This is a genomic window from Variovorax sp. FW301-JW7, assembly GCF_058788795.1.
The window spans coordinates 138,033-151,712 of the sequence record NZ_JBYTBC010000001.1; the positions used below are offsets into that span (position 1 = coordinate 138,033).

Consider the following 13,680-nt stretch of genomic DNA (forward strand, 5'->3'; position numbering starts at 1 on the left):
CGCATGCAACGCAGCAGCCGCCGCACGGTGTCCCGGCGCAATCCGCCGAACGCGTCCTCTTCTTCTTATTCGTCCGCCGCATTCGCACAGGTCCGGCTCACGCCGCTGGTGCGCGCCATCGCGCTGCTGCTGGCCGGCGGCGCCGCGTTCGACGGCGCGCAGGCGCAGCAGGCGTTCAGCGGCGCCTGGATGGCGCAGAAGAACATGGCGCAGAGCACCGCGCTCGCCACCGGCCGCCTGCCCAACGGCCTGCCCGCCGCGATGCTCGCGGGGCCGCAGGCGCAGCAGCAGCGTGCCAACGAACAGCTGCAGCAGTCCCTCGGCAACCTGAACCTGGCGGCGCGCGCCATCGCGGCGCAGCAGTCGGCCCAGGCCGCGGCGCGCGCCGCCGCGCAGCTCGATCCGTCGGTGCCCGACGGCCTGGCCGAAGGCGGCCTGAAGGTCGACACGAACGCGCTCACCGCCGGCTGGCACAACGCGCGCCCGCTCACGCCCGATTCGCAGCGCCAGGCCGCAGGCCGCACGGTGGTCACGGTCGAGCAGACGGCCGACAAGGCCATCCTCAACTGGGAGACCTTCAACGTCGGGCGCAACACCACCGTGAAGTTCGACCAGCAGGCCAGCTGGTCGGTGCTCAACCGCGTGAACGACCCGAAGGCGCGGCCTTCGCAGATCCAGGGGCAGATCCAGGCCGACGGCACGGTGATGGTCGTGAACCGCAACGGCATCGTGTTCAGCGGCAGCAGCCAGGTCGACACGCGCAACCTCGTGGCCGCGGCCGTGGGCATGAGCGACGCGCAGTTCAAGCGGGGCCTGTACAGCGAAACGCGCGGCAGCACCCAGGTGCCGGTGCTGGCCAACGACCTGGTGCTCCACGCCACCGGCGCCACGCACGGCGCGGCCACCGCCGACGTGGTGGTGGAGCCCGGCGCGCGCATCGCCACGCGCCGGCCCACCAGCGTGACCGAGGGCGGCGGCTACGTGCTGCTGGCCGGGCGCGAGGCGCACAACCACGGCAGCATCGCGACCGCCAACGGCCAGACCGTGCTGGCCGCCGGCGACGCCTTCGTGATCCGCAAGGGCATGGGCACCGACGGCAACAGCGACTCGAGCACGCGCGGCAACGAGGTCGATCCGCTGCGCCTGGCCGGCAGCGCCGCGGGCCGCGTGCGCAACACCGGCCTGATCGCCGCGCCGACCGGCGACGTGACCCTGGTCGGCAAGACCGTGGAGCAGCAGTGCGTGCTGCTGTCCAGCAGCTCGGTCAACACGCGCGGCACGCTGCACCTGCGGGCGGTGGGCGAGGCCGGCGAAGCGCGCGTCACGCTGGCGCCGCAGAGCACCAGCGCGATCGTGCTGGAGAACGACGGCGCCACCGCGCTCGACGTGCAGCGCGACACCCTGCTGAAGGACTCGATGCGCCTGAGCGACGGCGGCTACAACCGCCGCGACCAGTCGCTGGTGAAGATCGACTCGGCCGGCGACATCGACTTCGACGGCGGCTCGCTCACCCTGGCCACCGGCGGCCAGGTGCAGGCGCGCGCCGGGCGCCGCACGCGCGTGGCCAGCGGCGCCGCCATCGACGTGGCCGGCGCGGTCGGCGTCGGCGTGGCCATGGCGTCGAACAACGTGAAGATCAACGTGCAGGGCAACGAGCAGCGCGACGCGCCGCTCAACCGCGACGGCAAGCGCCTGAACAACCTGGACATGTGGATCGACCGCCGCGACCTCGTGCGCGTGGCGGCCGGCGTCAACGGCTACGTCGGCGAGCGCTGGTACACCGGCGGCGGGCTGCTGGAGGTCGGCGGCTACCTCAACACCGACGGCCACACGGTCGGCGAATGGGCCGCGTCGGGCGGCACGGTGGCCTTCGCCGGCGGCGAGCTGGTCACGCAGCGCGGCTCGCGCATCAACGTGGCCGGCGGCACGCTCGACGTGCAGACCGGTCGGCTGCAGCAGAGCTGGCTCAAGGGCCCCGACGGGCGGCTGTACAACCTGTCGACCGCACCGGCCGACATCGTCTACACCGGCCTGTACCGCGGCTTCGAGGACGAGCACGCGCGCTGGGGCAAGACCACCACCGGCTACTTCTACAACCCGCTGATCGCGCCGCGCGAACGGCTGGAAAACGGCTACACCGTGGGCCGCGATGCCGGCCAGGTGCAGGTCGGCACGCGCGCCGCGGTGCTCGAGGGCGACATCGACGCCACCGTGTTCCAGGGTGAGCGCCAGCAGCGCAAGCGCGATGCCGGCCTGGACAGCTACCGCCAGCTGCAGACGGCAGCGCCGCTGGCCGGGCGCCTGGTCATCGGCGGCGTGGCGCCGGTCTACGACGCCGCCACCGGCCTGCTGCGCGACAACCCGTCCGCGCGGGTCGACCGCGTCACCTTCGCCGATGCGCCCGGTACGTTGGCGGATGCGCTGGCCGCCGGCGAGGCGCTGCCGAGGGAGCTCGCGGGCCATGTGCGCATCGACAGCCAGTGGCTGCAGCGCCAGCGCCTGGGCGGCGTCGTCGCCTATGCGAACGACACGGTGGCGGTGACGTCGGCCCTTGCCGTCGCGCCCGGCGGCAGCATCGCGCTGCACGCACCCACGGTGGCGGTGGATGCCGATCTGGTCGCGCGCGGCGGCAGCATCGCGCTGGGCGACCTGGTCAGCCGCTTCGCCAGCGTCAACGGCGGCAGCTGGGTCGACATCTCCATCGCCGACATGCTGCCGGTCGGCTACGCGCCGCGCGTGGCGGTGGGCGAGGGCGTGCGGCTGGATGCGCGCGGGCTGTGGAGCCACATCGCGCAGTCGCCCGATCGCATCGAGGGCCTGCCTTACGTGGACGGCGGGCAGGTCACGCTGCGCAGCACCGGCGATGTGGTGCTCGGTGCGCGCAGCCTGGTCGACGTGTCGGGCGGCGCGGCCCTGCTGGCCGGCAACGAACTGCGCGGCGGCCGCGGCGGCGACGTGACGCTGATGGCGGCCCAGCCCGGCAACGAAGGCGCGGGCCCGGGCACGCTGCGCATGGACGGCGAGCTGCGCGGCCACGGCGTGAAGGGCGGCGGCAAGCTGACGCTGGCCAACGGCGCGGCCATCGGCATCGGCGAGCTGCCCGCGGGCGGCGACGGGCAGCTCGCGGCGGGGCGCAGCAGCACCGTGCACCTGCGGCTGGCCGGCGACTACGTGATCGCCGCCGGCAGCGAGATCCCGATGGACTTCGCCGTCACGGTGTCGCGCGCGCTGCCGGGCGAGGCGCTCAAGGAGAGCGTGCAACCCGGCGTCAGCAACGCGCGCACCGTCATCACCGGCGCCGACTGGGTGGTGCCGCCGGGCACGCAGGCGTTCCTGCTCGACGGCAAGGGCTACGAGCCGGGCCAGACGGTGCCGGCCGGCAGCGTGCTGGCGGCCATCACCCTGCTGGCCCAGGGCTACGTGCTGCCCAAGGACGTGTTCCCCTCGGGCCTGCCGATCCCGCCCAAGACCACGTCGTACAAGGCCGGCACGGTGGCCGCCGCCGACACCGTGATGCCCGCGAGCACGCCGATCGTCGCCGGCACCGCGCTGCCGCGCGCGGTCGCGGTGCAGCCGCTGCTGCGCCTGGACACCGACCTGTTCCGCAGCGGCTTCGCGCAGTACACGGTGCGCGGCCAGGACGGCGTGGCCGTGGCCGACGGCGCGCGCGTGGACGTGCGCATGCCGGTGCAGCGCTTCGACCCCGTCGCGGGCGCGCACGCGCCCACCGGCGCGGACCCGTCCATCGCACTGCCGCTGTGGATGCCGCCGGTGTACCAGGACGATCCGGTGAAGCAGAAGCTCACCCAGCGCGCCGGCGCTGACCTGACGCTGGAGGCCGGCACGCTCTACCAGCGCGCGCCGCTGGTGGTGGGCGAGGGCGCCCACATCGCGCTCGACCCCGGCCGCACGCTCACGCTGCGCGGCAACGACCAGATCACGGTCGATGGCACGCTCTCGACCTGGGGCGGGCGCGTCTCGCTGCTGCCGGGTGAGCACGGCACGGGCAACGCACGCAACCTGGCCGACGGCATGCCCAACGCACGCTCGTACTGGATCGGCGAGCACGCGCTGATCGACGTCGCCGCGCGCCCGGTGGTGGCCACCGACGCGCGCGGCCACCGCTACGGCCAGGTGGCCAACGGCGGCACCATCGAGATCGGCGCGCGCCACGTGCTCGATGCCACGCAGGTGGACGCGGCCGATGCCTTCGTGGTGCTGCGCCCCGGCGCGCGGCTGGAGGCCTCGGGCACGTCGGCGACGCTCGACCTGCCGGGCCGTGGCGCGACCGAGGTCGCCAGCCACGGCGGCACCATCGCGCTGAGTTCCTTCCGCGGCCTGTTCCTGGACGGCGACATGCGCGCTGCCGCGGGCGGCGCGGGCGCGGCCGGCGGCATGCTGGCGCTGAACCTGGACACGCCCATCTACGGCACGGTGGCGCGCTACAACCTGAAGGGCGAGAACGTCGACGACGCGGTGCGCGTGCCGCGCGAGATGCTGCTGGCGCAGGTGCAGGGCCGCAGCGCGGTGGCCGACGCCGCCGGCCTGCGCCCCGGCCAGGCGCACGGCGCGCTGGCCTACGGCACGGCGCGCATCGGCGTCGACCGCATCCACGACGGCGGCTTCGACAACCTGTCGCTGCTCAGCCACGGCATGCTGTCCTTCGACGGCAGCGTCGATCTCTCGCTGGGCCAGAGCCTGCGCCTGACCACCACCGCGCTGGCCCTGGCCGAGGCGTCCGCGCCCGATGCGCGCGTGGCACTGGCCGCGCCCTACATCCGCCTGGCCGCCAGCGGGCGCACCCAGCCCGACGACTACATCCTGCCCAACCCGGTGCTCGGCTCGCGCAACGCCGGCGGGGGGGCCGGCACGCTGGGCGTGCCGCTGGTGTCGGCCGGCAGTTCGCTGCGGCTGGACGCGCAGCTCATCGACCTGGCGGGCATGGTGCAGCAGGGCGTGCGCGGCACCATCGTGCGCAACGTGCCCGAGGACCTGGTCGTGGAGCGCAACGCCTTCGACCGCACGCTGCTGCGCAGCAGCGGCGACCTGCGCTTCTCGAACAACGCCAGGTTCTACGTGCCGGGCGACCTCACGCTGGCGGCGGCGCAGATCTACCCGGCCACCGGCGACAGCGGGCTGGTGCAGGTCGGCCAGCGCAACGTCATCGACAAGTGGGGCACCCGCCAGGCCGAGATGGACATGAACCGCCGGCTGGTGATCGAGCGCGTGGGCGACACGCCGGCCATGCCGCAGTCGGCCTTCGGTTCGCTCACCTTCCACGCCGCCCACATCGAGCAGCGCGGCGTGCTGCGCGCGCCGCTGGGCGGCATCGCGCTGGGCAGCGTCTTCGGCGACACCTCCACCAGCACCGTGCAGCTGCATGCGGGCAGCCTGACCTCGGTCAGCGCCGACGGGCTGCTGATGCCCTACGGCGGCACGCAGGACGGGCTGACCTATCTCTTCAACGGCAAGGACGTGGCCTACCGCGTGCCCGGCGTCGGCCCGGCCATCACGCTGTCCGGCCACGCGGTGGACGTGCGTGAGGGCGCGGTGCTCGACATGTCGGGCGGCGGCACGCTCACCGGCACCGCCTTCCTGGCCGGACGCGGCGGCTCCACCGACGCGCGCATGCACCCGCTGGTGCAGGTGGGCGCGCAGCGCAAGGGCTTCGTGCTGCCCGGCCTGGCCACCAACCCGGTCTATGCCATCGTGCCGGGCGTGCAGCCGCTGCAGGCGCCGCTCGGCGCCGAGAAGGGCGCGAGCGATCCGGCAGTGGGCCGGCAGATCACCGTCGGCGCCGGCGTGCCCGGCCTGCCGCCGGGCCGCTACACGCTGATGCCCTCTACCTACGCGCTGCTGCCCGGCGCCTTCCGCGTCGAGCTCAACGGGCTGGCCGCGCAGGTCGGCGCGCCGGGCAGCGCGACGGCGATGCGCAACGGCTCCTACACCGCGCCCGCGCAGCTGGGCGTGGCCGGCACCGGCATCCACGACGCGCTGCCGCTGCAGGCGGTGTTCACGCCGGGCGACGTGCTGCGCACCTACGCGCAGTACAACGAGACCGGTTATGCCGACTTCGCCGTGGCGCAGGCGCTGCGCGACGGCGTGCCGCGCCCGCTGCTGGAGCGCGACGCCAAGGCGCTGCGCTTCCAGTTCGGCCTGAAGGGCTCGGCGGGCGAGATGCCCGGCGAACCCGCGCTGCGCTTCGCCGGCACCGCGCGCTACGCCACGGTGGGCGACGGCATGGGCGGCACGGCGCTGGTGCTCGGCGGAACGGCGCGCTCCTTCGAGGTGCTGGGCGACGGCGCCGCGCCCACGCCGGACTTCAAGGGCACCTCGCTGCATGCGCGCGACCTCAACGCCATCGGCGCCGCGCAGCTGGCCATCGGCGGCGCGCCGGCGGGCACCTTCGTGCAGGACCCCACCGCGGCCGACCGGCTGAAGGACGCCAACCGCCTGGGCTTCAGCAGCGCCGCCGAGGGCATCGTGCTGCGCGAGGGCGCGGTGCTGCGCGCGGGCGAGGTGTTCCTGGTCACCGACCGCCGCGACTCGGGCATCACCGTCGAGTCCGGTGCCGGCATCGACACGCTGGGCCGCGGGCCGGCGGCCTGGGACTCGCGCCGCGGCTACATCTACGAGCCGGGCTTGCGCAGCGTGCTGGCGGTGTCCAACGGCTGGATCGACATCCAGCCGCCGTCTGCATCGAGCGGCGGCCAAACGGGCCCCGGCCGCATCGACATCGGCGTGTGCGCCTCCAGCGGCAGCTGCAGCGCCGGCGCGCGGCTGTATTCCGAAGGCACCATCACCGCCGCCACCGACCAGGCCTTCACGCTGGGCGAAAGCACGCGCTACGGCACGCGCAACCTGGTGCTGGCGCTGGGCGGCATCAACGTGGGCGGCGAACGCGCGCTGGGCGACGCCGCTGCGCGCGGCGCGCTGCCGCCGGGCCTGACGCTGAACCAGTCCGTGCTCGACCGCCTGCTGCGCGGCGACACCAGCACCGGCGCACCGGCGCTGGAGAACCTCGTGTTCACCGTGCGCGACGCGGTCAACTTCTTCGGCTCGACGCAGCTGTCGACCATCGACCCCGCCACCGGCCAGTCGACGATCGCGCGCCTGATGCTGACCACGCCCGCCATCTACGGCTGGGGCGACGCCGACAGCGTGGCGCGCATCCACACCGACGTGCTGGTATGGAACGGCACCCGCACGCCGCCCGGGCTGGTGGCCACCGGCGGCGCGGGCACCGGCAGCGGCCGGCTGCAGATCGACGCCCGGCGCATCGAACTGGGCGCCGCGCGCGACATGCGCGTGGACACCGTGCACGACATGGACCGGCTGGTGCTGGGCTTCGGCGAGGTGCAACTCAACGCGAGCGAACAGGTCACGGCACGGCAGAAGGGCTCGCTCTCGGTCTACCAGTCGCAGGGCGCGTGGGACGAGGCGGCCAAGGGCTACGTGCGCACGGGCGGCGCGCTGCGCATCGACACGCCGCTGTTGACCGGCGAGGCCGGGTCGGTGATGCGCTACACCGCCGGCGGCGACGTGCGCGTGGCCGCGCCGCAAGGCATGCAACCGGCCACGATGACCGACGCCGACGCGTCGCGCGCGCTGGGCGCCGAGATCGCCATCGACGGGCGCAGCGTGGCGCTCGACACCGCCGTGGTGCTGCCCAGCGGCAAGCTGGTGTTGCGCGCCGACGGCGACGTGCAGCTGCACGACGGCGCGCGGCTGGACTTGGCCGGCCGGCGCCTGCGCTTCTTCGACGTCGACAAGTACAGCTGGGGCGGCGACGTGGAGATCGAGAGCCGCACGGGCAACGTGCGCCAGGCCGCGGGCGCGCAGATCGACCTGTCGGCGCAGAACAACCGCGCCGGCCGGCTGGCTGTCACCGCGCTGGGCGCGGGTGCTGGTCATGTCGAGTTGCTGGGCCGTATCGCGGGTGGCAGCAGCGGCGAGTACGACGCGGGCGGCACGGCGGTGCCTTACGCGGCCGGGCGCATCGACGTGCGCGCGCAGCGCCTGGCCGACTTCGCCGGCCTGAACCGCCGCCTGACCGACGGCGGCGTGGTCGGCGAGCGCAGCTTCCAGCTCAAGCAGGGCGACCTGGTGGTGGGCGACGAGCTGAAGGCGCGCGAGATCAACCTCTCGGTCGACGGCGGCCACCTCACCGTGGCCGGCACCGTGGACGCCGGCGGCGTGCAGGTCGGCAGCATCCGGCTGGCGGCGCGCGACGGCGTCACCATTGCCGGCAACGCGCTGCTCGACGCACACGGCACGCGGCTGCGCGTGGACAGCTACGGCCAGGCCATCGAGGCGCCCAACCGCGCCATCATCGAGATCGACAGCGGCCAGGGCCGCCTCGTGTTGGAGAGCGGCGCGCGCATGGACCTGCGCGCCGGCACCGACGGCACGCCGCGCGCCTTCGGCACGGTGGCGCTCAACGCGCCGCGCCTGGGCGGCGCGCGCGGCAACGACATCGACATCGACGCCGGCGGCACGCAGCGCATCGAGGGCGCGCGCACGATCACCGTCAACGGCTTCTTCCGCTACGACGACGCGCCCACGGGTACCGACCCGGACATCAGCGGGCGGCCCTACCAGCGCATCGACCAGGCCTACCTGCAGGCCAAGCACGAGGACAGCACGGCCTTCATGCGCAACGTGCTGGCCAACGGCGCACTGGTCGACGGCCGGCTGGCCGGCCTGCGCGCGTACGGCGATGCCTTCCACCTGCGCCCCGGCGTGCAGATCGTGAGCCGGACACCCGACGGCGACCTGCAGATCGACGGCGACCTCGACCTTTCGGCCTTCCGCTACGACAGCCTCAACGCGCGCACGCAGCGCACCGGCGTCTACGGCTCGGGCGAGGCCGGCGCGCTGGTGATGCGCGCGGGCGGCAACCTGAAGCTCCACGGCAGCATCAACGACGGCTTCGACACCTCGGCGCTGCCGGCCACGCGCGACGACGACGGCTGGGTGCTGCTGAAAGGGCGCGTGCCCTTCGGCGGCGACGTGGTGGTGCCGCGCGGCGGCGCCGTCACGCTGGCCGAGAACACCTTCCTGCAGCCCGGGCGCGCGCTCAACTTCCAGGCGCCGCTCAAGGCCATGAGCCTGGCGGCCGGCACCGTGCTGCCCGTGCGCGCGGTGCTCACCGAGGGCTACACGCTGCCCGCGGGCACCGTGCTCGGCGGCGCGGTGCGCGATGCGTCCGGCCAGGTCCTTCATCCGGCCGGCACTGTGCTGGCGCAGCCGCTCGTGCTGGGCGTGAACATGCAGCTGGACCCCGGCGTGCGGCTGGCGGGCGCGGCCAAGGTCGGCCCGATGCTGTGGCCGGTCGGCGTGCCGCTGCCGTTCCCCGACGGCGCCGTGCTGGACATCAACCAGCCGCCGTTCTACCGCTACAACGGCCCGGTGCTGGCGCGCGAGGTGCCGCTGCAGCGCGGCGCCGTCATCCCGGCCGAGACGGTGGTCGTGCTGCCCGGCGGCGCGGCGTCGGTGCGGCTGCGCCTGGCCGATGGCGACGGCAACCAGGGCCGCAACTTCGCCATCGCGCCGATGCTGGCCGAGGGCTCGCAGTCGTGGTCGATGCGCCTGGTGGCCGGCGCCGACACGCAGGCCGCCGACAGCCGCGCGCTGCAGCCGCGCGGGCCGCAGCGCGACCTGCTGCTGGCCGACACGCACTACGGCAACGCCTTCACGAAGGAGCTGGTCTCCGGCGGCAAGGTGTGGGCCTGGAACCAGCAGGCGGCCGACGAAGGCTGGGGCAGCTTGGGCAGCATCGTCACGCCGGAGGAGGTGTCCTGGGGCATGTGCGACATCGGCTATTGCGACCTGGTCTCCGAGACCCCCGAGGTCTGGGACTTCAAGTCCTACCCCGTGCGCCAGCCGCTGTTCAGCGTGGTGCGCACCGGCACCGGCGACCTGGACCTGCTGGCCGGCAACGACTTCACGCAGCGCTCGCCCTACGGCATCTACACCGCCGGCACCCGCGCCGCGGCGCGCGCCGACGACGCCGACTTCCACCTGCCGCGCGCCAAGGGCCCGCAAGGCACGGTGCTCAACGGCGGCTACGACATCTTCGAGCAGTTCGTCGACAGCCAGAGCCTGTACCGCGCCTGGTACCCCGACCATGGCGGCAACCTGCGCATGCGCGTGCAGGGCGATGCGCGCGGCGACACCATCGGCGTGCGCGGCAACATGCGCCGCACGACCGACGAGCTGGGCATCTTCCGCAAGCAGATGCCCAGCGCCATGCTCGGCAACTGGCTGTGGCGCCAGGGCACCGGCAGCGTGGTGCCGGGCGCCGAGGGCGTGCCCACCGCGTGGTGGATCAACTTCGGCAGCTACGTCGCGGGCCACGAAGGCACGACCTACGACCTCGGCGGCCTCTGGCCCTACCTGGTCGGCTTCACCGGCATCGGCACGCTGGGCGGCGGCAACCTGGTGTTCGAGACCGGCGGCAACGCCGGGATGATGGAGCAGATGGGCGACCACAGCGCCACCTACGTGGCGCGCAGCCAGGGCCTGCATCTCGCCGTGGGCAGCACCGGCCGCGTGACGCGCGCGGGCGAGCTGCTGCTGACCGGCGGCGGCGACCTGGACGTGCGCATCGGCGGCACGCTGAACCCGGCGCCCGAGGTGCGCGCGGTGCCCGCCAGCACCACCTGGCAGGCCGGCAGCCTCCAGCGCTACGACCGCATGCGGCTGGACCTGAACGGGGTCTTCGCCAACCTGCGCGGCGCGCTGCGGCTGGAAAGCGGTGCGGTGGGCGGCATCGAGCTGGACGTCGGCACACCCGGCCCGAAGGACTCGCGCGCGCTCAGCCCCTACGTCGCGGGCTCGTCGATCGCCTCGGGCGGCCCGGTGCTGATTCCCGGCGATGCCGGCGTGCGGCTCGATGCGCGCGGCGACTTGGTGCTCGGCGGCGTGGCCGATCCGGGGCGCGTGCCCACGCTCACGCACGGCACGCCCTTCAGCGCCAACGGCACGCAGCACCCGGGCGAGGGCTGGACCTGGTTCTCGCTGTGGACGCCGTCGACCGCGATCGACCTGTTCAGCGCCGGCGGCAACCTCACGCCGACGCTGGGCTGGACCGACCTGGGCGATCGCACCAACCACCAGGCGACCGACGGCCGCTTCGTCTACCCGGCGGTGCTGCGCGCGCTGGCGGCCAGCGGCAGCCTGTACTACGGCAGCGCGAGCTCGGGCGTGCGCGACGAATCGAGCACCGGGCCGGTGCTGTCGCCCTGGAGCCTCACGCTGGCGCCGTCGCCGGTCGGCCCGCAGTACGCGGTGAAGCGCACCGCGCAGCTGGAGCTGCTGGCGCGCGACTCCATTCATGCGGCGGGCTACACCGTCACGCCCTCGGGCGCCGATCCGTCGCGGCTGGTGGACCCGTTCCAGCCGGGCTTCGCCGCGCTGGGCGGCGAACTCTGGTACGGCCGCGAGCTGATCCACAACACGGCCGCCGACGCGCTGCTGCCCTCCATTGCACTGGACGGCCAGAATTCGTCGCTGCGCTTTCCGCTGTTCACGCTCACCTCGCCCAGCGTGGCCGACGTGGCGCCGGCGGGCCAGCCGCCGTCGCGCTTCTATGCGCTGGAGGGCGACATCGTGGGCCTGCGCACCGGCTCGATCGTCTACCGCGGCTCCAACACCGGCGTGGCGACGCCGAACGGGCTCTGGTACGAGGGCGCCGGCCCGGTGGCGATCCGCGCCGGGCGCGACATCGTCGGTGCCGGCACCGCGCTGGGCGAGGTCGATCTCGTGCCGTCGGAGGGCGCGGGCTGGCGCGGGCGCGACTTTCCCGGCCGGCCGGAACTGCCGCCGCAGCCGCAGCCGCTGAACGCCGCCTCGGCGCGCGGCAACCTGATCGTGCACCGCCACGCCGACGACGTGTCGGTGGTGGAGGCCGGGCGCGACATCCGCAACAGCAGCTTCCACATCGCCGGCCCCGGCGAGCTGGTGCTGAGCGCCGGGCGCGAGCTGTACATGGCCGACAAGGGCGAGCTCAAGAGCCTGGGCGCCATCGTCAACGTGAAGCCGGGCGACCGCAGCAGCGGCGCCGGCATCTCGGTGGCGGTGGGCGTGGGCCGCGACGGGCCGGACTGGGCCGGCTTTGCCGCGCGCTACCTCGACCCCAAGCGCCGCGCCGCCAGCGGCCAGCCCTTCGCCGACCAGCCCGGCACCGCGCTGTACAGCTACGGCGGCGAGCTCACGCTGGCCGGCTGGCTGTCGCAGCAGTTCGGCTACGGCGGCGACGAGGCCGGCGCCGATGCCTACCTGAAGCGCAAGCAGGCCGAGATCGACGGCCAGCGCGGCGAAGGCGGCGGCAACACGCGCCGCGACCTGGTGCGCGAGTTCGGCCTGGCCGAAGGCCTGCACCTGGTGAACTGGCTGCGCGATCGCTTCGGCGGGCGCAACAGCCAGGGCCGCCACTTCGACGCCGCCACCATGGACGCGCAGGCCTTTTTCGCCGCGCTGCCGCCCGAGCAGCAGCAGGTGTACCTGCGCAACGTGTACTTCGCCGAGCTGCGCGCCGGCGGGCGCGAGTACAACGAGGAGGGCGGCCCGCGCCGGGGCAGCTACCTGCGCGGGCGCGAGGCCATCGCCACGCTGTTCCCCGCGCAGGGCGCCGACGGCAGCGCGCGCCGCTACCAAGGCGACCTGACCATGTTCAGCAGCGCCAACTACTACGCGAGCAGCTCGGACCCGTTCACCAAGCGCCCGCAGGCCGGCAAGAGCTACCTGCGGCGCGACGCCTGGACGGCCGCCGGCCGGCCCAGCGACATCGGCGTGTACGACGCGCTGGATGCCGGCATCCACACCAACTTCGGCGGCAACGTGAACATCCTCGTGCCGGGCGGGCGCACGCTGGTGGGCGTGGACGGCGGCTTCGTGCCGGGCGAGGGCTCGGGCGTGCTGACGCAGGGCGCGGGCGAGGTGCAGATCTACTCGCTGGACAGCATCCTGCTGGGCCAGAGCCGCATCTTCACCACCTTCGGCGGCGGCATCCTGGCCTGGTCGGCGCAGGGCGACATCAACGCCGGGCGCGGCTCCAAGTCGACCGTGGTCTACACGCCGCAGCGGCGCCTGTACGACGACGCCGGCAACGTCAGCCTGTCGCCGACCACGCCCAACACCGGCGCCGGCATCGCCACGCTGAACCCGATCCCCGAGGTGCCGCCGGGCGACATCGACCTGATCGCGCCGCTGGGCACCATCGACGCCGGCGAGGCGGGCATCCGCGTGTCGGGCAACGTGAACCTGGCGGCGCTGCGCGTGGCCAATGCCGAGAACATCCAGGTGCAGGGCAAGTCCACCGGCGTTCCGGTGGTGGCGGCGGTGAACGTGGGCGCGCTCACCAACGCCAGCGCCGCCGCCTCGCAGGCCGCCACCGCGGCGCAGGACGCCGTGCAGCGCGACCGCGCGGCCCAGCGCCAGGCGCTGCCCTCGGTGTTCACGGTGCGCGTGCTCGGCTTCGGCAACGAACCCGCGGGTGGCGAGGGCGGTGGCAACGGTGCCGGCCGCGAGCGCAGCGGCGCGGCCTACGACCCCAAGGGCGTGGTGCAGGTGCTCGGCGCGGGCGCGCTCACGACCGCGCAGATGCAGTCGCTCACGCCGGGCGAGCAGCGGGGGCTGAAACGCTGAGGCGCTGAACCTTTGCGCTACCCGCGCCGG

At 74.1% G+C, this 13,680-nt stretch carries 1 protein-coding gene; it reads left to right on the forward strand.

Translation table 11 applies throughout. The annotated features are described in order from the left end of the window. Positions 1–3: 3 nt before the first annotated feature. Positions 4–13,650: a filamentous hemagglutinin family protein gene (locus AC3WQM_RS00540; protein ID WP_492676488.1), complete on the forward strand. Its 13,647-nt coding sequence runs from the start codon at positions 4–6 to the stop codon at positions 13,648–13,650. The last annotated feature ends 30 nt before the right edge of the window (positions 13,651–13,680 follow it).

Coding starts and splice junctions, on each gene's coding strand:
- AC3WQM_RS00540 (WP_492676488.1), top strand. CDS start 4: ATGCAACGCAGCAGCCGCCGCACGGTGTCCCGGCGCAATCCGCCGAAC.